Below are 23,650 nucleotides of genomic sequence, written 5' to 3'. Positions count from 1 at the left end.
GCCGTCCCGACCCTGGCAGGAGGCCCGCACCGCCTCCTGCCGGAAACGGCGCAGGCGGTGGTCAGCGGCCGACCGCGTAGGGCTCCAGGGCCGAGCTCAGCGCCTTCCAGCCGCGGGACCGGCTCAGGCCGCGGTTGCGGGCGCGGACCATGGGCTGCCAGAAGTCGGCGCCCATCAGCGTCTCCGGCTTGACCGCCTTGACCCGCTCCAGGACCGCCTCGGGCACCTTCTGCGGGTCGGGCACCTCGAACTCGGCGATGATCTCGTCGTACTTGTCCGTCAGCACCGTGTTCTTGGGGTCCGCGCCGAAGATGACGAGCTGGCCGGTGGGCTGGGTGTCGACCAGGACCAGTTCGAGGTCGGGCCGGTAGCGGGTCAGGATCTCGATGACCTTGTAGACGTCGCCGGTCCAGGCCGTGGTGTGCCGGTCGCGGGCCGCCTCGTCGATGCTGCGCGGCAGCATGTCGTCGAAGACGATCACGCTGGCCCAGTCGGCGTGCTTCTCGATGTTCATGAAGTCCCGCAGCGCGAACTCGAACAGATGCATGCCGTCGATGAACGCCAGGTCGAGCGTGGTGCGGCGCCAGTACCCGAGGGGGCTGCGGCCCCGGCGCAGGTTGCGCAGCGGGTGCCGGCCGCCGCGCAGGTACTGCAGGGGGTTGTCGCGGGCGAAGAAGTCGTCACTGGTGGCCTTCACCAGGTGGACGTCGCACTTGATCTCCGTGACCACCTTGAAGGCGGGGTCGACCGCGATGCTGGGGACGCGCGACAGCGTCAGGCTGCGGCCGTCGTTGACTCCGATCTCCAGGTAGTTGCGGTTTGCGGTGACCTTGTGCAGTTCCCGCAGGAACTCATGGCGTTTCACGAAGGGACTCCTTGCGGATCAGGGGAAGAGTTCGTGCAGGGCGGCCTGCCGGTCGCGCCGAGGCGGCGGGCCGAGCTCCTGCGGGCGGGCGGGGGCGGGGGCGCTGTACGCGGGCGGGGGGTACGGGCCGGCTCGTACCGGCCGGCCTCGCCGGGGCTGGTGGCATGGAAGACACCACGCACGCCGCGCCCCAGCCACGGGCCCAGGTCGGCGAGGCGTGCGGCGACGTCCGCGCTCCACGTGGGCTGCCCGCGTTGGTCTTCGACGACGTCGAGGGTGTCGCGGCGTGACTCCGGATCGATCATCGTGCGGACGAAACTACGCCCGTGGACCCCGTGGAGCCAAGCGGTTCGCACAATCGCGGTCGATGTCGGCAGCTCCTTGACCGCGGCCCGCCCGCCGGCGGGCTCGGTACGGCCGTGGGCGGTGCGCGACGCCGTGGGGTGGTCCTGGCCGTAGGGCGTGGAGGCGTCGCCCGCGGGGACGTCTTCGGTGGCGACGTGGATCATGGGGGCGCCACCCACCGCCGTGTACGCGGCGCGGTGGGCCACCAGGTCGGGACGGTGTCCGGCCGGCGTCTCCCGGACATCCGCGTGCCGGACATCCGTCTGCCGGGCGACGTCCCGGGCGGCGCCGTCCAGACCCGCCACGTCCTCGCCGCGCCGGGCCCGCCCGCCGGCCGCCTCATGCCGGCCGCGCCTTCAGGGGCTCCCACCAGGCGCGGTTGTCCCGGTACCAGGCGACGGTGTCGGCGAGGCCGGTGGTGAAGTCGTGGCGCGGGCGGTAGCCCAGTTCGTCGCGGGCCTTGCTCCAGTCGACCGAGTAGCGCAGGTCGTGGCCCTTGCGGTCCTCGACGTGCTCCACGCGGTCCCAGCCGGCACCGCAGGCGTCCAGCAGCAGACCGGTGAGCTCCTTGTTGCTCAGCTCGGTGCCGCCGCCGATGTTGTACACCTCCCCCGGCCGGCCCTGGGTGCGGACGAGTTCGACGCCCTGGCAGTGGTCCTCGACGTGCAGCCAGTCGCGGACGTTGAGGCCCTCGCCGTAGAGCGGGACCTTCTTGCCGTCGAGGAGGTTGCTGACGAAGAGCGGGATGACCTTCTCGGGGTACTGGTGCGGCCCGTAGTTGTTGGAGCAGCGGGTCACGCGCACGTCCAGGCCGTGGGTGCGGTGGTGGGCCAGGGCCAGCAGGTCGGAGGACGCCTTGGAGGCGGAGTACGGCGAGTTGGGGCTCAGCGGCTGGTCCTCCGGCCAGGAGCCCGACGCGATGGAGCCGTAGACCTCGTCGGTCGAGATGTGGACGAAGGGGCCCACCCGGTGGCGCAGGGCCGCGTCCAGCAGGGTCTGGGTCCCCACCACGTTGGTGAGCACGAAGTCGGTCGCGCCGGCGATCGAGCGGTCCACATGGGACTCCGCGGCGAAGTGCACCACCTGGTCCGCCTCGCCCATCAGCTTGTCGACGAGTTCGGCGTCGCGGATGTCGCCCTGGACGAACTCGAGCCGGGGATGGTCGAGATCGAGGTTGTCGAGGTTCCCGGCATAGGTGAGCTTGTCCAGCACGGTGATCCGCGGTCCCCCGGGGGCGCCGGAGGCCAGCAGGGTGCGGACGTAGCAGGAGCCGATGAATCCGGCGCCGCCGGTGACGAGGAGGTTCATGTGTGGATCTGCACCTTGCTGTGGTCTCCGAGGACGAGCCGGTGGGCGCTGGGCACCTTGGGGGCGGGGGTCACCTCGACGTGCCGGCCGATCAGGGAGTTCTCGATCCGGCCCACTCCCTGGATCGAGGAGTCGCGCAGCACGATGGAGAACTCCAGCTCGCTGTCGGCGATCCGGCAGTTCTGCGCGACGGAGGTGAACGGGCCGATGTAGGAGTCCTCCACCACCGTGCCCGCGCCGATGACGACGGGCCCGACGACGCGTGAGCGCACGATGCGCGCGCCCTCCTCCAGGACCACGCGGCCGATCGTCTCGGAGTCCTCGTCGACCGCGCCGTCGATACGGCGGTCGAGGGTCTCCAGGACCGTGCGGTTGACCTCCAGCATGTCGACGACGTTGCCGGTGTCCTTCCAGTAGCCCTTGATGACGGTGCAGCGCACGTCGGCGTGGTCGTCGATCAGCTGCTGGATGGCGTGGGTGATCTCCAGCTCGCCGCGCCACGACGGCCGGATGGCCCGCACCGCGTCGTGGATGCGGGGCGTGAACAGGTAGACCCCGACCAGGGCGAGGTCGCTCTTGGGCTCCTGGGGCTTCTCCTCCAGGCCGACGACCTGGCCGTCGGCGTCGAGTTCGGCGACGCCGAAGGCGCGCGGGTCGGCCACCTCGGTGAGCAGGATCTGGGCGTCGGGCCGGTTGCGGCGGAACGCTTCGACCAGCGGGCTGATGCCGCCGACGATGAAGTTGTCGCCGAGATACATGACGAAGTCGTCGTCGCCCAGCCAGTCCCGGGCGATCAGTACCGCGTGGGCGAGCCCGAGGGGCCGCTCCTGGGGGATGTAGGTGATCTCCAGCCCGAACTTCGATCCGTCGCCGACGGATTCCTGGATCTCCTCGGCGGTGTCGCCCACGATGACACCGACCTCGGTGATACCGGCCTCCGCGATGGATTCCAGTCCGTAGAAGAGCACCGCCTTGTTGGCCACGGGGACCAGTTGCTTGGCCGATGTGTGCGTGATCGGCCTCAATCGGGTACCGGCACCGCCGGACAGCACGAGAGCCTTCATCTGCTTCACCCTAGCGTCGAAGACGGTAAGGCGAAGGTTCACAAGGTGGCATCTCGGTAAGGACCGTGGCGCCCCGCAGGCCCGCCGGACAGCCGGTTCAGTCCTCGCCCCGCACGATGTTTCCCTCCGGGCCGTACTGGTCCGTCCGGGTCGTGTCGCCCTCGGGGACGGCCGGGATACAGGTCCGCACGACGCCCTGGCCCCGCAGGCGCCGCGCCTTCGACCAGCCGGACTCCGGCCGGCGTAGCACGAGCTTCGCAGAGGTCTGCGCGGTCACGTTGATTCATCCTCTCCCCACATCGATGCCCGCGCTTCGGGTCCCCCGCCGCAGCCGGGCGAAACGCCGTCCTCCGGGTGCGGTCTCCGGGGCACGCCAGCGCGCCGTACGGCGGATGCGCGTGCATCCGCCGTACGGCGCGCTCCGGTCCGCCGCGGCCGGGACGCGGACGGTCAGGCCGTGCCGAGTGCTCCGCGCAGAACGCCGACGGCCTGGGCGATGGCGGCCTCGGCGGCGTGCGTCTCCCGCAGGGCGTCGAGCATCACGAAGTCGTGGATGACGCCCTGGTAGCGGACCGCGGTGACCGGGACGCCGGCCTCGCGCAGCTTGTTCGCGTACGCCTCGCCCTCGTCGCGCAGGACGTCGGCCTCGCCGGTGATGACGAGGGCCGGCGGCAGGCCGGTGAGCTGCTCGGTCGTGGCACGCAGCGGGGAGGCGGTGATCTGGGCGCGGTCCGCCTCGTCGGCCGTGTACTGGTCCCAGAACCACTGCATCGCGTCCCGGCGCAGGAAGTAGCCCTCGGCGAACTGGTGGTAGGAGGGCGTGTCGAAGCTCGCGTCGGTCACCGGGTAGAACAGCACCTGCTGGACCAGCCGCACGTCCCCGCGCTGCTTGGCCATCAGGGTCAGGGCGGCGGTCATGTTGCCGCCGACCGAGTCGCCGGCCACCGCCATGCGGGAGGCGTCCAGGTTCTTCGAGGCGCCCTGCTCGACGACCCACTGCGCCACGGCGTAGTTCTGCTCGATGGCGACCGGGTAGCGCGCCTCGGGCGAGAGGTCGTACTCGGGGAAGACCACCGCGGCACCGGTGCCGACGGCGAGTTCGCGTACCAGCCGGTCGTGCGTGTGGGCGTTGCCGAAGACCCAGCCCGCGCCGTGGAGGTAGACGATCACCGGGAGGGTGCCGGTGGCGCCGGCCGGGCGGACGACACGGACGCGGACCCGGCCGGTGGGGCCGCCGGCCACGGTGATCCACTCCTCGTCGACCGCGGGCTTGGCGATCTCGCCGGACTGCACCTCGTCGACGGCCTTGCGGCCCTCGGCCGGACCGAGGTCGGGGAGGTACGGCGGGTTCGCGGTGGCCTCGGCGAAGGCCTGGGCGGCGGCCTCGAGGACGGGGCGGGGTGCGGTGGACATGGCGCCTCCTGGGAAGAGGTGCCGCGGGCTGCGGCACACCTCGAACAGTAGCTCGCGACTAAGTCGCGCGCAACTAATAAGGGCAGTATCAGTTCGTGCTCGATACAATCGGACAGACCCGAACGATAGGGTGTGATCGCCGTGAACAGCACGCCAACCAGGAGCCACGCCGTGAGCCCAGCCGCAGCGGAACCGAGCGAGGGGTCACTGCTCCTCGACGACCAGCTCTGCTTCGCCCTGTACGCCGCCTCCCGCGCCGTCACCGCGCGCTATCGCCCGCTCCTGGACGAACTCGGCCTGACCTACCCGCAGTACCTGGTCATGCTCGTGCTCTGGGAGCAGGACTCGATCTCCGTACGGGAGCTGGGTGCCTCGCTCCAGCTGGAGTCCAGCACCCTGTCCCCGCTGCTGAAGCGGCTGGAGGCGAGCGGGCTGCTGCGCCGCGAACGCCGTACGGAGGACGAGCGGTCGGTCGCCATCCGGCTCACCGCGGCCGGTTCGCGGCTGCGCGAGAGGGCGGCCGCCGTTCCCCTCGCCATCGGTGACGCCATGGGCCTGACACCCGAACAGGACGCCCAGGCCAAGCAGTTGCTGCGGCTGCTCACGGCCAACGTCACAGCAGGCTGATCGGGACCTCGGCCCACACCTGCTTGCCGCCGCTGACCGGCACCGTCCCCCAGATGTCCGACATCGCCTCCACGAGGAGGATGCCGCGGCCGCCGGTGGCCTCCCAGCCGATGCTGGTCGGCTTGACGGGCGTACGGGGCGAGGAGTCCGCGACCGAGACACGCACCCGGTTGTCGAGCAGGGTGAGATCGAGGCGGACCTGGCCGTCGGTGTGCACGAGGGCGTTGGTGACGAGCTCGGAGACGATGAGCAGCACGGTGTCGGCGTCGTCCCGCGACACGCTCCAGGCGCGCAGCGTGCGCCGGGTGAAGCGGCGGGTGTGCCCGACCGCCTCGGGGACGCGCCACACCGTCCAGCTCTCGCGCCGCGGGCGCAGCGCCATGCCGTCGTAGCGCAGCAGGAGCAGGGCGACGTCGTCGCTGCGGTGGGCGTTGCCGAGCAGCGCGTCGGCGACCTGGCCGAGGCGGGCGGGGTCGGCCAGGGACAGTTCGTGGGCCAGCCGGTCGAGGCCGTCGTCGATGTCGGCCTGGGCGGACTCGACGAGACCGTCGGTGGTCAGCGCGACCACGGTGCCGGGCTGGAGGCGCAGCACGCCGATGGGGAAGTCGGCCTGCGCGACCACGCCGAGCGGCGGCCCGCCCTCCGCGTCGGGCAGGTGGGTGCTGCCGTCCGGGTGGCGCAGCACCGGCGGCAGGTGTCCCGCGCGGACGTACCAGGCGGAGCCCTCCTCCATGTCCACGTCGACGTAGCAGCAGGTGGCGAACAGGTCGGTCTCCAGGTCCACCAGCAGCCGGTTGGCGTGCGAGACGACCACGTCCGGCGGGTGCCCCTCCACGGCGTACGCGCGCAGCGCCGTGCGCATCTGGCCCATCAGGGTGGCGGCCGCCGCGCTGTGCCCCTGGACGTCGCCGATGACGAGGGCGACGTGGTTGTCGGGCAGCGGGATCACGTCGTACCAGTCGCCACCGACCTCCAGCCCGGCCGTGGTGGGCAGATAGCGGGCGACGGCGACCGCGCCGGGCAGCTTGGGCAGGCGGCGCGGCAGCAGCTGGCGCTGGAGCATGCCGACGAGTTCGTGCTCGGCGTCGAAGGCGTGGGCGCGCATCAGCGCCTGCCCGGCGAGGCCGGCGGAGGCGGTGAGCAGGGCGCGCTCGTCGGGGCCGAAGTCGTGCGGCGTGTCCCAGCCGATCAGGCAGGCGCCGGCCATCCGGTTGCCGGCGGGCAGCGGCAGGACGGCCAGTCCGCCGGGGCCGACGTCGGCGAGCGCGGGTTCCAGGGGCGTGCCCGCGGGCCAGATGTGGGCGCGCCCCTCACGCAGCGCGGCGGCGAGCGTGGGCATGGCACGCACGGGCGCGTCGGGCCACTCGGAGCGCCACTCCAGGCGCCACAGCTCGGGCCAGGACTCCGGTTCGGGCGGGTCGAGGACCGTCACGACGAGCCGGTCGCCCTCCAGTTCGGCGAGCGCGATCCGTTCCGCCTGCAGCGGCTTGCGCAGGGCGGCGACCACGGCCTGGCTGACGTCGCGGACCGTGCCCGCGGTGGCCAGCATCGCCGCGAGGCGCTGCACGCGGGCCACGTCGGTGACGTCGGAGCGCAGTGTGGAGGCGTCCGCGACCGTGCCCTCGAGCCGGGCGGGCTGCCCGTCGCCACCGGGCACCGGACGGCCGCGCAGGCGCAGCCACATCGGCGGGCCGGAGGGCTGCAGCACCCGGAACTCCAGGTCGCGGTCGCCGGGCGCCGTGTGGTCGGTCTCGACGACGGACATCAGCGAGGGCAGGTCCTCCGGCACGGTCAGGCCCAGCAGCGTCTCCACCTTGCCGTCGAACTCGGCGCGGGTGAGGGCGAACAGCTCCAGGATGTCGTCGCCGACCGCGATCCGGCCGCTGTCCATGGCCAGGCTGAACGCGTCGGCCGGCAGCTCGCCGTCCTCGGGGGGCCGGGCCGGGGCGGGGCAGCCGACGGCGTCGGCGATCAGCTCCAGGCGCTTGCGGTCCTCGGGGTCGAAGCCGTCGGCCCGCTCGCTGACGGCCAGCAGACAGGCGCGACCGCCGTCGCCGTCCCCGGGCACCGGCAGCACCGTGAGGAAGAAGTCCCCCGGCTGCGCGCCGGCGTCCCCGGGACCGAGGGACACCGGGCTTCCGGAGCGGTGGGTCGCGGCCACGGGGGAGGTACCGGTGCGGGCATAGGTCTCCCGCAGCCCGAACAGCGTCCTCGGCACACCGGCCGACTCACCCAGGCAGAGCAGGTCCGCGTCCTCCCCCGGCGCGTACACGGCGACGAAGGCCGCCGAGGCGAAGACGAGCGCCTGTTCCAGGACACGGCGCACCCGATCGGGTGAGCCCGGACCGGAGGTGAGCGCTTTCAGGGCGTCTTCGGCACGCAGCGTTCCAGTTCTGCGTCCCTCAGCGCCCTCACTGACCACGTCCGTATTACAGCGCGTATGCGACGCGTGCGCAGCCCCTGTGCGCATTCCGTGCGGCCTGCCGGACTCGCCCGGTCGAAACCCTCCGAACATGAGTTGACGCATGCGTAGCGCACGGTGTTCTGGTGACACCCGTGACTGTCCCGCACCACCGCCCGGCTGGAAATCTCGATGCCGGACCACGGAGGGGGGACGTATGGACAAGCGGTACGAGGTGTACGCGCTCGCCGACAGACACTTCTACGAGACGCCGGACCGGCTCGGCGCGGCCGGACAGCAGGACGCGCCCTGGTTCGACACCGCGCGCCGCCGGGTGCCGGACGGCTGGGCGTCGGCGCGGACCGGCGACTGGCTGATGCTGCAGCCGCTCGGCGCGGACGGGCGCCCGGAGCCGGGCCCGGCCCAGGGCTGGAAGATCCACGCCTCGGCCACGCGGGCCGACGCGGAGCGCGTCGCCGCGGCCGTGTGGGACTACTGCGTACCGCGCCGCATCCCGTTCAAGTTCGTGCCGGCCCCGCATCTGCTGCATCTGCGCAACGCCAAGTACGCGGGCCGCGACACCAGCGGCAAGTTCGTCACCGTCTACCCGGCCGACGAGGACCGCCTCCACCAGGTGCTGCGTGAACTGGGCTCGCTGCTGGAGGGGTTGGAAGGCCCGTACATCCTCACCGATCTGCGCTGGAACGACGGTCCGCTCTACGTGCGCCACGGCGCCTTCGCCCGCACCTTCACCGTCGACGAACGGGGCTCGCTCGTACCGGCGGTGCGCGACGGCGAGGGGCGGCTGGTGCCGGACCGGCGGGCGCCGTCCTTCCAGGTGCCGGAGTGGGTGACGCTGCCCGCGTTCCTCGCACCCCAGCTGGCGGCCCGCAACACCACGACGGTGGGCGACCTGCCGTACCGCATCGAGAAGGCGCTGCACTTCTCCAACGGCGGCGGCGTGTACGCGGGCACCGACACCCGTGACGGGCGGAAGGTCGTCCTCAAGGAAGGCCGGCCGCACGCGGGGCTGGCCGCCGACGGCGCGGACGCGATCGCCCGGCTGGAGCGCGAGAAGCAGGCCCTGGAGCAGGTGGCGGGGACCGGCGTGGTGCCGGAGGTGCGGGACTGGTTCGTCCTGGGCGACCACCGCTTCCTGGTCATGGACTTCGTCGAGGGACGCACCCTCAACTCCTTCTTCGCGGAACGGCATCCGCTGCTCACGCCGGACCCGGACCCGGACGCCGTGGCGCGGTACACGCGGTGGGCGGTGCGCATCCACGGGGCGGTCGAGCGTGCGGTGGAGGCGGTGCACGCGCGGGGCATCGTCTTCAACGACCTGCACGTCTTCAACATCATGGTCGCCCCGGACGAGGAGTCGGTGTTCCTGCTCGACTTCGAGGCGGCCGCACCGGTCACCGAGAACGGCCGCCAAGTCGTCGCCCACCCGGGCTTCTTCGCTCCGCCGGACCGCACCGGCACCGCCGTCGACCGCTACGCGCTCGCCTGCCTCCGGCTCGCCCTGTTCCTGCCGGTCACCACGCTGTTCGTGGTCGACCGGGAGAAGGCGGCGCATCTGGCCGAGGTGATCGCGGAGCAATTCCCGGACGTGCCGCGGCAGTTCCTGGACGAGGCCGTCGCCGAGATCACCCGGGGAGCCGGGCCGGGCGCACCGGCCCACGTCCGGCCCGCCGACCGGCCGCACAGCCGGGATTCGATGGTCAAGGCGATCCTCTCCTCGGCCACCCCGGAGCGCGACGACCGCCTCTTCCCGGGCGACATCGCCCAGTTCTCCGACGGCGGCGGCCTCGGGCTCGCCCACGGCGCGGCCGGTGTGCTGTACGCGCTGGCCGAGAGCGGGGCCGCCCGGTACGAGGAGGGCGAGCGCTGGCTCCTGGCCCACACGGACCCGCCGCCGGCCGGCACACCGCTCGGCCTGTACGACGGACTCGCGGGTGTGGCCCACGTACTCGACCGCCTCGGCCACCGGCAGCCGGCCCTGGACCTGATCGAGGTCGTCCTCTCCGAGCGGTGGCAGAGCCTGTCCTCCGACCTCCAGGGCGGCCTGGCCGGCCTGGGCCTGGTCCTCGGCGAACTGGCCGCGGGCACGGGCGAGCCGGAGCTGCGCGACCGGGCGGCCGAGGCCGCGGACCTGCTCGTACGGCGTCTGGACGAGCCACGTCCCGAGCGGCGCGGGCGGCGGGCCGGACTGCTGCGGGGCGCGACCGGCCCCGCGCTGTTCCTGCTGCGGCAGTACGAACGCACCGGTGAGGCACGGCTGTTGGCGGCGGCCCGTGAGGCGCTGAGCCGGGACCTCGAATGCTGCGTCGTGCAGCGCAGCGGCGGCGGCCTGGAGGTCGACGAGGGCCGGCGCACCCTGCCCTATCTCGGGGACGGCAGTGCCGGTGTGGGCATGGTCCTCGACGACTTCCTCGAACGCGCCGACGACGCGGAGTTCGACAAGGCGCGGGCCGGCATCCTCACCGCCGCCACCAGCCGCTTCTACGCCCAGCCCGGCCTCTTCCAGGGCCGTGCCGGACTGATCCTGCACCTCGGCCGCACCACCCACCCGGACGCGACCGCCCGGCGGCTCGCCGAGCAGATCGACGGGCTCGGCTGGTACGCGATGGCCTACGAAGGGCAACTGGCCTTTCCCGGCCACCAGATGATGCGGCTGTCCATGGACCTCGCCACCGGGACGGCAGGCTGTCTGCTCGCGCTCGACGCGGCCTGCGAAGGCAGCGCGCACCTGCCGTTCCTGCCGCCGCTGCGGCGGCTCCCACGACTCGGCTCCGCAACCTGACGGAGTCGTGACCCAACCCCGTCCCCACGGATGGACACCCAAGGAAGGACACACCATGGCACTTCTCGACCTGCAGACGATGGAATCCGACGAGCACACCGGCGGCGGCGCGAGCACCGTCAGCCTGCTCTCCTGTGTCAGCGCGGCGAGCGTCATCCTCTGCGTCTGACGCAGCCCGCACGCCCACGGCTCCGGGCGGCCCGCACCCGCGAGGGACGGGCCGCCCGGGGTCCTGCGGCATCCCTGCGACCCCGGATGCGAGGCAGCGGCCGTATGACGACCACGACGACTCGTGCCGCGGATCCCGCCGCGCCGCCGGTCTGCGGCCCCCGTGGCGGTGGGGCCCGAAGTGTGGCCCTGTGCCTGGTGGGTGCGGCCTCGACCGGCGCCGGCCTGCTCCTGCCGGCCGCCCTCGGCCGCACCCTCGACCTGCTGCTGGCCCACGCCCCCGCGACCCGCTCGGTGCTGTGCTGCGCGGGCCTCGTGCTGCTGGCCGTGCTGCTCGACGCGGGCGAGACCGTGCTCGGCGGCACCCTCGACGCGCGCACGACGGCGTGGCTGCGGCGGCGGCTGACGGGCCATGTGCTGGCCGTCGGCCCACGTGCGGCGGCCCGCTTCGGGACCGGTGACCTGGTCGCCCGGCTGGTCGGCAACGCCTCCCAGGCGGGCACGGCGCCGGCCGCCCGCGCCGCGTTGCTCGCCGCGGTCGCCGGTCCTGTGGGCGGCGTGGTCGCCCTCGCACTGATCGACCCCTGGCTGGCGGCCGTGTTCCTGGCCGGAGCACCGGTGCTGACCCTCCTGCTGCGCGCCTTCGCCCGGGACACGACCCGCTGCGTGGCCGACTACCAGCGGGTGCAGGGGAGGATCGCCGGCGCGCTCACGGAGGCGGTCGCCGGTCACCGCACCGTCGAGGCGGCGGGCACGGCGCACCGGGAGGCGGCACGGATCCTGCGGCCGCTGCCGGACCTGTCGCGCGCGGGACACCGCATGTGGCGGGTGCAGGGGCGGGCCGCGGCGCAGGCGGGCACGGTGGCGCCGCTGCTCCAGCTCGGGATCGTCGCCGTGGCCGGACTGCTCCTCGTCCGGCACCGGCTGTCGGTCGGCGAGGTGCTCGCGGCGTCCCGGTACGCGATGCTCGCCACCGGAGTCGGCGTGCTGGTCGGCCAGTTCGCGGCCCTGGCGCGGGCCCGGGCGTCCGCCGCGCGTCTCGACGAGGTCCTCTCGCAACCGGCCACACCCTACGGCGACCGCCGGCTCCCGCCGGGTCCGGGGCGCCTGGAGCTGCGCGGCGTGACGGCCCGGCGCGGCGGGCGCACCGTGCTCGACGGCGTCGACCTCGTCGTCCCCGGCGGCAGCACGCTCGCGCTGGTCGGCCGCTCCGGCACGGGCAAGTCGCTGCTCGCCGCGCTCGCCGGACGCCTGGCCGACCCGGACGCCGGCGAGATCCTGCTCGACGGCGTCCCCCTGCGCGAGCTGAGCCACGCCGAACTGCGCCGAGCCGTCGGCCACGCCTTCGAACGTCCCGCCCTGCTCGGCACGACGGTCGAGGACGCGGTGGCCCTCGGCCCGCGGCCCCTCTCCGCCGCCACTGTCCGCGAAGCGGCCCGGCTCGCGTGTGCGGACGACTTCGTACGGCGCCTGCCGGACGGCTACGCCACCGCTTGCGCCGACGCCCCGCGTTCCGGCGGCGAGTCCCAGCGTCTGGGCCTGGCCCGCGCGTTCGCCCACGGCGGCCGCCTGCTCGTCCTCGACGACGCCCTCTCCAGCCTCGACACGGTGACGGAGGCGCAGATCACCGACGCCCTGCTGGCCCGCGGCACCCACGGCACCCGGCTGCTCGTCGCGCACCGGGCGGCCACGGCGGCCCGGGCGGACGCGGTGGCCTGGCTGGACGGCGGACGGGTGCGGGCGGTGGGGACGCACGCCCGGCTGTGGCGGCTGGACGGCTACCGGGCGGTGTTCGGGGACGGTGGCGCGGTATGACGAACGGGCGGCGCGGGAGAACGGACCACGACGGGCTGCGTGCGCGTGGCCTGCGTTTCCTGTGGGCCCGCCGTGGGGCCCTCCTGCGGCTCGGCGGCTGGTCCGTGCTGGAGACCGGGCAGACCTTCCTCACCGGATACGCCCCCGCCCGCGCCCTCGACGCGGGTTTCCTGGCCGGGCGGACGGACGTCGGGCTGACCTGGCTCGGGGTGGCGGCGCTCGCCGTCGTCGTGGGGGCGTACGGGACGGGGCGGGTCCATGTGGCCGTGGCCGCGCTGGTCGAGCCGCTCCGGGACCGGCTCGTGCACCGGGTCGTCGCCCGCGGTGTAGGCGAGGGTGACGGCGGTGCGCTGTCGGGCCTCACCCAGCAGGTGGAGATCGCGCGGGAGACCTTCGCCGGACTGGTGATGGTGTCCCGGTCGTTCGTGTTCACGGCCGCGGGGGCGCTGGCCGGGCTGTTCTCACTCGCCCCGGTGCTGCTGCTGGCCGTGGGCCCGCCGCTGGTGGCCGGAGTCGCCCTGTTCGCGGCGTCGCTGCGGCCGCTGGCCCGCCGGCAGGAGACGTTCCTCGTCGCCGACGAGGCCCTGGCCGACAGCCTCGGCGCCGTCTGCCCGGGACTGCGGGACATCACCGCCGCGGGCGCCGAGGAACGGATCGCCGCCGACACGGCGGAGCGCGTCGACGCCGAGCTGCGCGCGGCATGTTCCCTCGCCCGCTGGGGCGTCGTACGAGTGGCGGCGCTCGGGCTCGGCGGCCATGTCCCGATCGTGCTGCTGCTCGCCGCCGCGCCCTGGTTCCTGTCCCGCGGCGTCACCGCGGGCGCCCTGGTCGGCGCCCTCGCCTACGTCACCCAGTCCCTCCTGCCGGCCCTGGGCAGCCTGGTCCACGGCCTGGGCACGAGCGGCTCACGCCTGACGGTGGTCCTGCGGCGCCTGGCGTCGGGGCCCGCGCCGAAGGCACCGGCAAACCCGCGCGGGCGACCCCGGGCATGCTCCCCCGCCCTCTCCGTCACCTCCCTCACCTTCGCCTACGGCCCGGCCGCGGCCCCGGTGATCGAGGACCTCGACCTGTGCCTTTCCCCCGGCGCCCATCTGGCCGTCGTCGGCCCCAGCGGTATCGGGAAGTCCACGCTCACCGCGCTGGTCGCGGGGCTGCTGGAGCCGCGGCACGGCACGATCCGGATCGGCGGGCTGCCGGTGCCCTCCGCCGCGGCCGCACGGTGTCGCGTGCTCATCCCGCAGGAGGCGTACGTCTTCACCGGCACCGTCGCCGAGAACCTCGCCCACCTGCGGACGGACCCGGTGCCCGAGGCGGAACTGCTCGCGGCGGCCGACGCCGTGGGGCTCCGTCCGCTGCTCGACGCCCTCGGCGGGCCCGGCGCCCCGCTCGACCCGGCGGCGCTCTCGGCCGGCGAGCGGCAGCTGATCGCGCTGACCCGGGCCTATCTGTCACACGCCCCGCTCGCCCTGCTCGACGAGGCGACCTGCCATCTGGATCCGCAGGCCGAGGAACGTGCCGAGCGCGCCTTCGCGCGGCGGCCGGGCGGCACCCTCGTCGTCGTCGCGCACCGCATCAGCTCGGCCAGGCGCGCGGACCGGGTGCTGGTCATGGACGGGCGGGGCACGGCGTACGGCAGCCACGACGAGCTGCTGGAGAGGTCGCCGCTGTACCGGGACCTCGTCGGCGGCTGGACGCCCGGGGCGCCGGACGCGGCCCTGCCCGGGACACCGTCAGAGCCAGCCCTCCCCCTGCGAGATGCGGATCGCGTCGATACGGTTGCGGGCACCGGTCTTGCGGGTGATGGCCGCCATGTAGTTGCGCACGGTCCCGTGCGACAGGTGGAGGCTTCCGGCGATCTCCGCGACGGAGGCGCCCCCGGCGGCCAGGGACAGCACGCTCAGCTCGCGCCGGGTCAGCGGCATCTCGGCGGCCTTGAGGAATCCGTAGCCGAGCGAGTCGTCGACGAATCGTTCCCCCGAGGCGACCCGCCGGATACCGCGCACCAGGTGGTCGGGTGAGCCCTCCTTGTCCACGTAGCCGGTCGCGCCGGCTTCGATGGCCCGCTTCAGCAGACCGGGTCGGTGGGCGGTCGCCAGGACGAGAAGCCGCGGCCGTATCTCGTCCTGGCCGCGTAAGCACAGGTCGCCGAGCGGGGGGCCGCCGTGGGTGTCCGCGGCCTCCAGATCCGCCGCGCACACATCCGGGCGCAGCAGCCGCGCCCGGCCGTGCGCGCGCCGCCACGGCACGTCCTCCACCCGGAGGTCCGGCTCCCTTCGCAGCCACTCCGCCAGCACCGATCGCACCAGACACGCATCGTGCACCAGTAATACCCGGATCACAGCCCGCCCCTCGTTTCCCGTCCGCCGGTCCGATGAGTGGTGAACGCGTGCCCATTCTTGGCGCCCGCACCACCCGAGGGGCGCGAAGATCCGGCCATTGCGGGGCTCGGGGGCGCACGCCCCGCGTCCGCGCGCCACCACGCGCAACGACTGAAGGGGAATGGTTCCGGGCCAAGGGGGTACGCACCCGTTCTCCACCGTTCCGGGGCACTCCTGCGCCGGTTCGCCCTACCGGCGCGGCGCCTCGTGGCACCGCTCGCCGTGCGCGCGCGCCCGTCACGGGGCAGATTTAGTCCCTGGGACCCGTCGCCCGGCCGTGCGAGGAGGTGGTCGGCGTGTCCGACGGGCAGAGGTCCGTACAGGCGCCGGTGGCCGCGAGGACGCGCGTCGGCCGCCCGCTGCTGTCCCTGGCGCTCGCCTCGATGATGGACGAGGTCCACGCGCACTCCGGGGCGGTGTACCTGCTGGCGCCCGGCGAACCCGTGCTGGAGATGGCCGTGATGGCCGGGCTGCCCCGCGCCTTCGCCGCCCCCTGGGAGCGGGTCGGGCTCAGCGCGCCGATCCCGGTGGCCGACGCGCTGCGGGAGCGGCGGCTGGTGTGGGTGGGCGGCGAGGAGCAGATGGCCCGCAGCTACCCCCGGATCTCGGTCGTACTGCCGTACCACTTCTCGCTGGCCGCGCTGCCGGTGGCGACGGAGTCGACGGCGTACGGCGCCGTCTTCGTCACCTGGCCCGGCGCCCATCCGCCCGAGCTGTCGGACCGGGAGCGCGAGCATCTGACCGCGGCCTGCGGCCGGCTCGCGCTGCGGCTGGAACGTGCCATGAACGACAGCCGTCTAGTGCTGCAGGAGCCCGATCTGCTCGGTGTGCCGGCCGTCGGCGGTGCGGCGGGCTCGCTCGGTTCGGTGGAGGCGGCCCGGATGGTCTCGCGGCTGCCGTACGGGCTCTGCTCGCTCGATCTGCACGGCCGGGTCAGCTTCGCCAACGCGGCGGCGGCCGAGCTGATCGGGCTCCCGGTCAGCTCGCTGCTCGGCACCCAGCTGTGGGCGTCGGTGCCCTGGCTCAACGACCCCGTCTACGAGGACCGCTACCGGGGCGCGCTGCTCAGCCAGCAGACCACGTCGTTCGTGGCGCTGCGGCCGCCCGGCGACTGGCTGTCGTTCCGGCTGTATCCGAGCACGTCCGGGCTGAGCGTCCGGGTCACCCGGGCGCGGGCGGTGGCGGAGATGCACCGGGCGGCCCCGCAGCCCGGCGACGCCCCCTCCCGGCTGGTGACCATCTCCCAGGTGCTGACCCTGGCCGGGGCGCTGACCGAGGCGGTGGGCGTGCAGGACGTGGTGCAACTGGTCGCGGACGAGATCGCGCCCGCCGTCGGCAGCCAGGCGCTGGTGATGCTCGGCTCACGGGCGGGACGGCTGCATGTGCTCGGGCACCGCGGCTACCCGGACCCGCACGTCGTGGAGCGGTTCGACGGACTGCCGCTGGCGGAGCCGACGCCCGGCACGCACGCCCTCAACACCGGGGTGCCCGCGTTCTTCGACTCGCAGGAGCAGCTGGAGCGCCTGTACCCGTCGCGGCACGCCACTCCCGACGGCTTCGCGGCCTGGGCCTATCTGCCGCTGGTCGCCTCCGGCCGCCCGGTGGGGACGTGCGTGCTCGCCTACGCCGAACCGCACGCGTTCCCCGCCGACGAGCGGGCCGTGCTGACGAGTCTGGGCGGCCTGATCGCGCAGGCCCTGGAGCGGGCCCTGCTCTACGACGCCAAGCACCAGCTGGCGCACGGCCTCCAGGCGGCGCTGCTGCCCCACTCGTTGCCGCTGCTGCCCGGCCTGGAGGCGGCGGCCCGCTATCTGCCCGCCACGCACGGCATGGAGATCGGCGGCGACTTCTACGACCTGGTCCCCTCGCAGGGGGTGGCCGCGGCGGTGATCGGTGACGTGCAGGGGCACAACGTGACCGCGGCCGGCCTGATGGGGCAGATCCGTACCGCCGTGCGTGCCTACACCACGGTCGGGCAGGCTCCGGAGGAGGTCATGCGCAGCACCAACCGGCTGCTGATCGACCTCGGCGCCGACCTGTTCGCGAGCTGTCTCTATCTGCGGCTCGATCCCGCGCGCGGGCGGGCGGTGATGGCCCGGGCCGGACATCCGCCGCCGCTGCTGCGCCGCCCCGACGGGCGGGTGCGGGTGCTGGACCTGGCCGGCGGCCCGCTGCTCGGGATAGACGGCAGCGCCGTGTACCCGACGACGGAGGTCGACCTCGCGCCCGGCTCCGTTCTGGCCCTCTACACGGACGGCCTGATCGAGTCCCCCGGCATGGACATCGAGGACGCGCTGGCCGGTCTCGGGGAGCGGCTGGCCGAGGCCGGGGAGCTGCCGATGGACGAGCTCGCCGACCACCTGCTACGGCACAGCCCGGCCGCGCAGGACCGCCTCGACGACGTGGCAATGCTGCTGCTCAGGGCGCGGGCCCAGACCTGAGGCCCACGGGGCGGATGCCGGTACGGGCCGGATACCGGTACGGGGCGGTCCGGCCCTCCCGCCGGAGGGCCGGACCGTCCACCGTCGACCTGCCACCGCTCGTCCGGCCGATCAGTGGGTCCTGGTGAGCGACGACGAACCGTGGCCGGCGCCGCTGCGGTGGCCGGCGCCCGCACCGGACTGGCCCGCACCGGACTGGTCATCCGTCCCGTCGCCCGCCGTGCCGGACGGGTCGGCCGTGCCGCCACCGCCGACCGCGTCACCGCCGCCGGCCTGGTCGCCCGCGGAGGCGGACGGGTCGGCGGAGCCGTTCTGGTCACCGGCGCCCGCACCCGCGCCCCCGTCGCCGAGCGTCGCGCCCGTCGCCTGCAGCGCGGTGGTGACCGGCTGGAAGAAGGTCTCCCCGCCGTTGGTGCAGTCGCCGCTGCCGCCGGAGGTCATGCCGACCGCGCTGCCGTCCTGGGTGAACAGGGAGCCGCCGCTGTCGCCGGCCTCGGCGCAGACGTCGGTCTGGATGAGGCCGGTGACGGTGTCGACGCCGTTCGGGTCGGTCTCGCTCTGGAAGTTGACGGTGGCGTCGAGCCCGGTGACGGTGCCGTCGTGCAGGCCGGTGGTGCTGCCCATCCGGAACACCTGCTCACCGACGGTGGCGTCGGCGGGCCGGGCGATCTGCACGGCCTGGCCCTCGCCGGTGTTGACCTCACTCGCCGCCTGGGTGTTGGGGTCGTCGTACTTGACGAGCGAGAAGTCGTTGCCGGGGAAGGTGGCCTGGTCGACGGTGGCGATGGGCTGACCGGTCTCGGAGTCGGACCACTGCTTGGCGGCCACGCCGCAGTGACCGGCCGTCAGGAAGGCAGGACTGCCGTCGGAGGCCGTGACGTTGAAGCCGAGGGAGCAGCGGACGGTGCCGCCCTGCACCTGGGCGAAGATGGCGTCGCCGCCCGACACCAGCGTCTTGAAGGTGCCGGAGGAGCGCTTCACCGTGGCCATGCCGTCGCCGAGGCTCTTGACCGTGGAGGTCAGTCTGTCCCAGTCGGCGCCGGTGACCGTGGAGTCGGCCGTGACGGCGAGCTGGTCGGTCTTCGGGTCGACCGCCCAGGCCGTGCCCGGGATGGTGGCCTTGGCCTTCAGGGTCTGCGCGCCCGCCTTCAGCGCGGCGAGGCTGTTGCCGACCTCGCGGACCTTCGCGCCCGCCTTCTTCGCCTGGACGACCACGTTGTTGTTGTCGCCCGATATGACGTTGACGACCAGCTGCTGGGCGGCCGCGTCGTAGTACGACCCGGCGAAGGCCTGGCCGAGAAGGCCCTGAAGCCGGGAGGCGAGATCCGAGGCGTCGGTCGCCTTCATGGTCCTGGGGGCGCCGTCGGCCGACGTGCCGTCCTGCGACGCGTTGGCGTGGGGCAGCAGGATCGCGGCCGCGCCGAGCGCCACGACGCTGCCCGCGGCGATCGCGGCCTTGCGCTTCGGAATTCGCTTGTGACTCAAGCTTCTCGACCTCCTGGGGGGACCGGAGTCTGTGCCGTCGTGCGGCAGTTGTTCTGTTCGGGCGCCTGGATGGCTGTTGGTACGCACGGGCCGGGCGGTGCGTTCAATTCCGTTTGCCAACTCGCGTTGCCCGATGCCGAATCGGCCATGGTCCGCGACGGACGATCCGGCGCGGGGAACAATCGCCCGTATGACGATGACCACCGCCGAAGGCGACAAGATCCTCTCCGCCAACTTCGCCCCCTGGGTCCTGGAACTGGGGCTGCGGGTGGAGGCGTTGGGCGACGACCGGGCCACGCTGCGTCTGCCCTGGTCGGACCGTCTCTCGCGGGAGGGCGGCGGGCTGTCGGGGCAGGCGCTGATGGCCGGCGCCGACACGGCCACCGTGATCGCGGTGTCGGCCGCGCGCGGGGCGTTCGTCCCGATGACGACGGTGCAGCAGTCCACCTCGTTCCAGCGGGCGGTGACGGGTGCGGATGTCCTGATCGAGGCGGTGCTCACCAAACTCGGCCGCCGGATGGCGTTCGCGGACATCGCGATGACCGACGCGGTGTCGGGCGAGCTGGCCGCGCGCGCGAGCACGGTCTACGCGCTGCTGGGCTGACGCGGTCCGGGCGCACCCGGCCGACACGCTGTGCGGTCGAACGGCGACCCTCCGTTCAGAACGCGCATCTGAATCCAAGCTTCAACCAATCTGCACAGCCACTGCGCAACGGGGTCACTGCCCGCGAGGGATCTGCACACGCCCGCGGCTTGCGCCCGGCCGTTGTGACGGGAGTGTCGGATTCGTCGATCCGGCGGCAAGACCCGGGGCGAACCGATGCCGTGACGCATGTGAAGAACTCGCCACAGATTCGTGCGCGGTCCTGCACCGATCGGTATTCCTGTGGCCCAAGTTGCCTGGTGAGACGCCTGGTTGATTGGAAGCGCGGCCCCGCAGCGTGCTTTGATCCATCGCACCGCGGGGGCCGCGAAGGGTTCCCGGCAACGGGCGCCCGGCGCTCGCGGTCGCGGCCGTCGCTCTGTCCCCCAGAGGGGGCCGCTCCCCCTTGTGAAATATCCATACGAAGGGAAGTTCCATCATGAACTCCACCCCCCGTGTCGAGACCGCCGAGATCTCCGACGCCGAGCTCGACAACGTCTCCGGCGGGCTTTCCGTGAACGCGGTCAACACCGTCACGGGCGCCCTGGACAGCGTTGCCCCGGTTTCCGGCATCGTCGACACCGCCATCGGCACCGTCGAGGGTGTGACCGGCCTGAACACCGCCCCGGTCACGGGCCTGGTCGCCGGTCTCTGATCGCGCCTTTTGTGATCGTCGAGTCCCGGGGCCGTGTCGCGGCTCCGGGGCCTTCGGTTGTCGTGGTGCATCTTCCCGGGGGACGCCCCCCGGACCCCCAGCAGAAAAGCAGGCCGGCCGGCGTGACCGACACGGACATCGCGAGGCGCGCCTGACCGAACCAGCCGGCTCGCGCGAGCCGGTCCTCTCTCGTTTTCAGGTGAGGGAAGTTCCGTGCAGTTTCGCCAACAGGCCCTCGCCAAGCTCCAGTCGCCGGAGGAGCTGGACCTTCCGGTGCGCTTCGCCCGTCCCCAGGGCTGGCTCGTGCTGTCCGTGACCGTGGTCGCCATGGCCGCCGCCTCCGTGTGGGCGGTGACCGGCTCGGTGACCTCCACGGTCGGCGCCCCCGCCATCCTCACGCACGGCGAAGGCAGTTACCTCCTGCAGAGCCCGGTCGCGGGCCAGGTCACCGCGGTCGTCGCCCGGCAGGGCGAGCGCCTGCCGGCCGACGCCCCGGTCCTGAAGGTCAGGACGGCCCAGGGTGAGACCGTCGTCCGCACGGTCGCCGCGGGCCGGATCACCGGCCTCGCCGCCACCATCGGCCAGATCATCCGGACCGGCGCGAACGTCGCCGCCGTGGAGAAGGTCGCCAAGGCCGACGACCCGCTCTATGCCACGGTCTACGTCCCGGCCGGGAACGCGGCCTCCATCCCCGCGGACGCGACCGTGGACCTGACCGTCTCCTCGGTGCCCACCCAGACGTACGGCGTGCTGCGCGGCCATGTGAAGTCCGTCGACCGCTCCGCGCAGTCGTCCCAGCAGATCGCCGCGTTCCTCGGGGACAGCCAGCTGGGCGAGCAGTTCACCAGGAAGGGCCGCCCGGTGGCCGTCACGGTCCGGCTGGACACGTCGTCGAGCACGAAGAGCGGCTACCGGTGGTCGTCCAAGGACGGACCGCCCTTCCGCCTCTCCTCCATGACCCTGGCCTCGGGCTCGATCCGGCTGGCCGACCAGCGTCCCGTCGATTGGCTGCTGCCGTGAGCACCGCACAGGAGACGCGGAGCAGGCGCCGCGCCGCTCCGCCCAAGCGCCCCGTGCCCACGGGCAGGGCGAAGACCGTCCGCACGCCCACGGTCCTGCAGATGGAGGCCGTGGAGTGCGGCGCCGCCTCCCTCGCGATGGTCCTCGGGCATTACGGCAAGCACGTGCCGCTGGAGGAGCTGCGCATCGCCTGCGGCGTCTCCCGCGACGGCTCGCGCGCCAGCAACCTCCTCAAGGCGGCGCGCAGTTACGGTCTGACGGCCAAGGGCATGCAGATGGACACGGCCGCCCTCGCCGAGGTGAGGGCACCGGCCGTCCTGTTCTGGGAGTTCAACCACTACGTCGTCTACGACGGCATGGGGCGCCGCTTCGGCCGCCGCGGGGTCTACATCAACGACCCCGGCAAGGGCCGCCGTTTCGTGCCCATGGAGGACTTCGACGGCAGCTTCACCGGCGTGGTGCTGGTGCTGGAGCCCGGCGACGGCTTCGCGAAGGGCGGCCGCAGGCCCGGCGTCCTGGGCGCGATGCCGGCCCGGCTGCGCGGTACCGCGGGCACCATGCCCGCCGCGGTCCTGGCGAGCCTCCTGCTGGTCCTGGTCGGCGCGGCGGTCCCCGCCCTCAGCCGCACCTACATCGACGAGTTCCTGATCGGCGGCAAGACCTCGCTGCTGACCGTGCTGTTCGCGTCGATGGGCGCGTGCGTGCTGCTGACGGTGCTGCTGACCTGGCTGCAGCAGTCGAATCTGCTGCACGGCCGGATCATCTCCTCCACGCTCTCCAGCGCCCGCTTCCTGCGCCATCTGCTGCGGCTGCCGGTGACGTTCTTCTCCCAGCGCAGCCCGGCCGACCTGGTGCAGCGGCTGCAGTCCAACGACCAGGTGGCCGAGACCCTGGCCCGCGACCTCGCGGCGGCGGGCGTGGACTGCGTGGTCGTCGTGCTCTACGCGATCCTGCTCTACACCTACGATCCGCAGCTGACCTTCGTCGGCATCGGCGTCGCCCTGCTGAACATCGTCGCCATGCGGGTCGTCGTGCGTCTGCGGGCGACCCGGACGGCCAAGCTGCGTGCCGACAGCGCACGGCTGACCAACACCGCCTACACCGGCCTTCAGCTGATCGAGACGATGAAGGCGACCGGCGGCGAGGACGGCTACTTCCGCAAGTGGGCCGGGCAGCACGCCACCACGCTGGAGGAGCAGCAGCGGCTCGGGGTGCCGAGCGCCTGGCTGGGCGTGGTCGCCCCGACGCTGGCGTCGCTGAACAGCGCGGTGATCCTGTGGATCGGCGGCATGCGGGCGGTCGAGGGCGGCATCTCGGTCGGCCTGCTGGTCGCCTTCCAGTCGCTGGTGACCCGCTTCACCGCCCCGATCACCCGCCTCAACGGCGTCGCGGGCCGCATCCAGGACTTCGCCGCCGACGTGGCCCGCCTCAAGGACGTCGAGAACTTCCAGGCCGACCCGCTCTACGGCCGCCACGGCGCCGGCGACTCCACCCGCCGCCTGCACGGCCACGTGGAGCTGCAGAACATCAGCTTCGGCTACAACCCGCTGGACAAGCCGCTGCTCACCGGTTTCGACCTGACCGTGGGCCCCGGCCAGCAGGTCGCCCTCGTCGGCGGCTCCGGCAGCGGCAAGTCCACCGTCTCCCGGCTGATCTCGGGCCTGTACACCCCGTGGGAGGGGGTGATCCGCATCGACGGACGGCGTCTGGACGACCTTCCCCGCGGCGCGCTCGCCGCCTCGGTCTCCTTCGTCGACCAGGAGGTCTTCCTCTTCGAGGGCTCGGTGCGCGACAACGTGGCGCTGTGGGATCCGTCGATCCCGGACGACGCGGTGGTGGACGCCCTGCGCGACGCGGCCCTGTACGACGTCGTGACGCGCCGCCCCGGCGGCATCCACAGCAAGGTGGAGCAGGACGGCCGCAACTTCTCCGGCGGGCAGCGCCAGCGCCTGGAGATCGCGCGGGCGCTGGTGCGCCGGCCCAGCATCCTGGTCCTCGACGAGGTGACCAGCGCCCTGGACGCGGAGACCGAGCTGGTCGTGATGGACAACCTGCGCCGGCGCGGCTGCGCCTGCGTGGTGATCGCGCACCGGCTCAGCACCGTGCGCGACAGCGACGAGATCGTCGTGCTCCAGCACGGCACGATCGTGGAACGCGGACGGCACGAGGACCTGGTGGCACACGGCGGCGCGTACGCCGCGCTGGTCAGGGAACGGTGA

The 23,650-nt window shown here is 73.2% G+C and carries 18 protein-coding genes and 1 pseudogene; 10 read left to right on the top strand and 9 right to left on the bottom strand.

Features of this window, described 5'->3' with window-relative positions:
* Positions 1-61: 61 nt before the first annotated feature.
* The 6 genes from ACIRPX_RS20240 to ACIRPX_RS20215 form a co-directional block, all read right to left on the bottom strand.
* Positions 62-865 carry a class I SAM-dependent methyltransferase gene (locus ACIRPX_RS20240; protein WP_404196166.1) on the bottom strand — a complete coding sequence of 268 codons (804 nt, stop codon included), beginning with the start codon at positions 863-865 and terminating at the stop codon, positions 62-64.
* Complete coding sequence (locus ACIRPX_RS20235) at positions 862-1,515, bottom strand: sugar nucleotide-binding protein (RefSeq protein ID WP_404196164.1); 654 nt, start codon at positions 1,513-1,515, stop codon at positions 862-864. Before ACIRPX_RS20235 ends, ACIRPX_RS20240 begins: the two co-directional genes overlap by 4 nt.
* A gap of 34 nt (positions 1,516-1,549) precedes the next feature.
* Positions 1,550-2,518, bottom strand: coding sequence for a dTDP-glucose 4,6-dehydratase (gene rfbB, locus ACIRPX_RS20230; protein WP_404196161.1), 969 nt, complete (start codon positions 2,516-2,518; stop codon positions 1,550-1,552).
* Positions 2,515-3,582: a glucose-1-phosphate thymidylyltransferase gene (locus ACIRPX_RS20225; protein WP_404196159.1), complete on the bottom strand. Its 1,068-nt coding sequence runs from the start codon at positions 3,580-3,582 to the stop codon at positions 2,515-2,517. The genes rfbB and ACIRPX_RS20225 overlap by 4 nt, the downstream gene beginning before the upstream one ends.
* A gap of 97 nt (positions 3,583-3,679) precedes the next feature.
* On the bottom strand, positions 3,680-3,859 hold the full coding sequence (locus ACIRPX_RS20220) for a hypothetical protein (RefSeq protein ID WP_404196156.1): 180 nt from the start codon (positions 3,857-3,859) through the stop codon (positions 3,680-3,682).
* Positions 3,860-4,032: 173 nt separating this feature from the next.
* A complete protein-coding gene (locus tag ACIRPX_RS20215; RefSeq protein WP_404196154.1) occupies positions 4,033-4,995 on the bottom strand; it encodes an alpha/beta hydrolase in 963 nt (320 codons plus the stop codon).
* Positions 4,996-5,166: 171 nt separating this feature from the next.
* Between ACIRPX_RS20215 and ACIRPX_RS20210 the strand changes: the two genes are divergently transcribed.
* On the top strand, positions 5,167-5,622 hold the full coding sequence (locus ACIRPX_RS20210) for a MarR family winged helix-turn-helix transcriptional regulator (protein ID WP_404196151.1): 456 nt from the start codon (positions 5,167-5,169) through the stop codon (positions 5,620-5,622).
* Here ACIRPX_RS20210 and ACIRPX_RS20205 read toward each other — a convergent pair.
* Positions 5,609-8,092 (bottom strand): SpoIIE family protein phosphatase, encoded by a 2,484-nt coding sequence (locus ACIRPX_RS20205; protein ID WP_404196149.1) that lies wholly within the window; start codon positions 8,090-8,092, stop codon positions 5,609-5,611. The genes ACIRPX_RS20210 and ACIRPX_RS20205 overlap by 14 nt on opposite strands.
* A gap of 148 nt (positions 8,093-8,240) precedes the next feature.
* On the opposite strand from ACIRPX_RS20205, the gene lanKC reads away from it, so the two are divergent.
* From lanKC to ACIRPX_RS20185, 4 genes and pseudogenes are all read left to right on the top strand, one after another.
* Complete coding sequence (lanKC, locus tag ACIRPX_RS20200) at positions 8,241-10,826, top strand: class III lanthionine synthetase LanKC (protein WP_404196146.1); 2,586 nt, start codon at positions 8,241-8,243, stop codon at positions 10,824-10,826.
* A 55-nt stretch (positions 10,827-10,881) separates the two neighbouring features.
* Positions 10,882-10,995, top strand: a complete 114-nt coding sequence (locus tag ACIRPX_RS20195; protein ID WP_404196144.1) for a SapB/AmfS family lanthipeptide — start codon at positions 10,882-10,884, stop codon at positions 10,993-10,995.
* Between the two features lie 104 nt (positions 10,996-11,099).
* Positions 11,100-12,809 (top strand): ABC transporter transmembrane domain-containing protein, encoded by a 1,710-nt coding sequence (locus ACIRPX_RS20190; RefSeq protein WP_404196142.1) that lies wholly within the window; start codon positions 11,100-11,102, stop codon positions 12,807-12,809.
* A pseudogene (locus ACIRPX_RS20185) lies at positions 12,806-14,233 on the top strand (ATP-binding cassette domain-containing protein); the annotation flags it as partial. The gene ACIRPX_RS20190 and the pseudogene ACIRPX_RS20185, both read left to right, overlap by 4 nt.
* Before the next feature lie 306 nt (positions 14,234-14,539).
* Here ACIRPX_RS20185 and ACIRPX_RS20180 read toward each other — a convergent pair.
* Positions 14,540-15,148 carry a LuxR C-terminal-related transcriptional regulator gene (locus tag ACIRPX_RS20180; protein ID WP_404196139.1) on the bottom strand — a complete coding sequence of 203 codons (609 nt, stop codon included), beginning with the start codon at positions 15,146-15,148 and terminating at the stop codon, positions 14,540-14,542.
* A 326-nt stretch (positions 15,149-15,474) separates the two neighbouring features.
* Here ACIRPX_RS20180 and ACIRPX_RS20175 point away from each other — a divergent pair, with 326 nt between their 5' ends.
* Positions 15,475-17,628, top strand: a complete 2,154-nt coding sequence (locus tag ACIRPX_RS20175; RefSeq protein WP_404196136.1) for a SpoIIE family protein phosphatase — start codon at positions 15,475-15,477, stop codon at positions 17,626-17,628.
* Between the two features lie 111 nt (positions 17,629-17,739).
* On the opposite strand, the gene ACIRPX_RS20170 is transcribed toward ACIRPX_RS20175, so the two are convergent.
* Positions 17,740-19,113 carry a S1 family peptidase gene (locus ACIRPX_RS20170; RefSeq protein WP_404196134.1) on the bottom strand — a complete coding sequence of 458 codons (1,374 nt, stop codon included), beginning with the start codon at positions 19,111-19,113 and terminating at the stop codon, positions 17,740-17,742.
* Between the two features lie 190 nt (positions 19,114-19,303).
* Between ACIRPX_RS20170 and ACIRPX_RS20165 the strand changes: the two genes are divergently transcribed.
* From ACIRPX_RS20165 to ACIRPX_RS20150, 4 genes are all read left to right on the top strand, one after another.
* Positions 19,304-19,717, top strand: a complete 414-nt coding sequence (locus tag ACIRPX_RS20165) for a PaaI family thioesterase (protein WP_404196132.1) — start codon at positions 19,304-19,306, stop codon at positions 19,715-19,717.
* 478 nt (positions 19,718-20,195) lie between these two features.
* The gene (locus ACIRPX_RS20160) at positions 20,196-20,411 is read left to right on the top strand and encodes a type A2 lantipeptide (protein ID WP_404196129.1); all 216 of its coding nucleotides are present in this window, start codon (positions 20,196-20,198) and stop codon (positions 20,409-20,411) included.
* A gap of 213 nt (positions 20,412-20,624) precedes the next feature.
* On the top strand, positions 20,625-21,431 hold the full coding sequence (locus ACIRPX_RS20155; protein WP_404196125.1) for an HlyD family efflux transporter periplasmic adaptor subunit: 807 nt from the start codon (positions 20,625-20,627) through the stop codon (positions 21,429-21,431).
* Positions 21,428-23,650 carry an NHLP family bacteriocin export ABC transporter peptidase/permease/ATPase subunit gene (locus ACIRPX_RS20150; RefSeq protein ID WP_404196123.1) on the top strand — a complete coding sequence of 741 codons (2,223 nt, stop codon included), beginning with the start codon at positions 21,428-21,430 and terminating at the stop codon, positions 23,648-23,650. Before ACIRPX_RS20155 ends, ACIRPX_RS20150 begins: the two co-directional genes overlap by 4 nt.

Origin of the sequence: Streptomyces sp. NPDC101225 (assembly GCF_044767585.1) — a bacterium.
Lineage (GTDB): Bacteria > Actinomycetota > Actinomycetes > Streptomycetales > Streptomycetaceae > Streptomyces.
Note: the sequence above shows the minus strand (reverse complement) of the source record. Positions and strands in the feature narration are given on the sequence as shown.

Coding starts and splice junctions, on each gene's coding strand:
- ACIRPX_RS20190 (WP_404196142.1), top strand. CDS start 11,100: ATGACGACCACGACGACTCGTGCCGCGGATCCCGCCGCGCCGCCGGTC.
- lanKC (WP_404196146.1), top strand. CDS start 8,241: ATGGACAAGCGGTACGAGGTGTACGCGCTCGCCGACAGACACTTCTAC.
- ACIRPX_RS20225 (WP_404196159.1), bottom strand. CDS start 3,582: ATGAAGGCTCTCGTGCTGTCCGGCGGTGCCGGTACCCGATTGAGGCCG.
- ACIRPX_RS20205 (WP_404196149.1), bottom strand. CDS start 8,092: ATGCGCACAGGGGCTGCGCACGCGTCGCATACGCGCTGTAATACGGAC.
- rfbB (WP_404196161.1), bottom strand. CDS start 2,518: ATGAACCTCCTCGTCACCGGCGGCGCCGGATTCATCGGCTCCTGCTAC.
- ACIRPX_RS20195 (WP_404196144.1), top strand. CDS start 10,882: ATGGCACTTCTCGACCTGCAGACGATGGAATCCGACGAGCACACCGGC.
- ACIRPX_RS20215 (WP_404196154.1), bottom strand. CDS start 4,995: ATGTCCACCGCACCCCGCCCCGTCCTCGAGGCCGCCGCCCAGGCCTTC.
- ACIRPX_RS20165 (WP_404196132.1), top strand. CDS start 19,304: ATGACGATGACCACCGCCGAAGGCGACAAGATCCTCTCCGCCAACTTC.
- ACIRPX_RS20160 (WP_404196129.1), top strand. CDS start 20,196: ATGAACTCCACCCCCCGTGTCGAGACCGCCGAGATCTCCGACGCCGAG.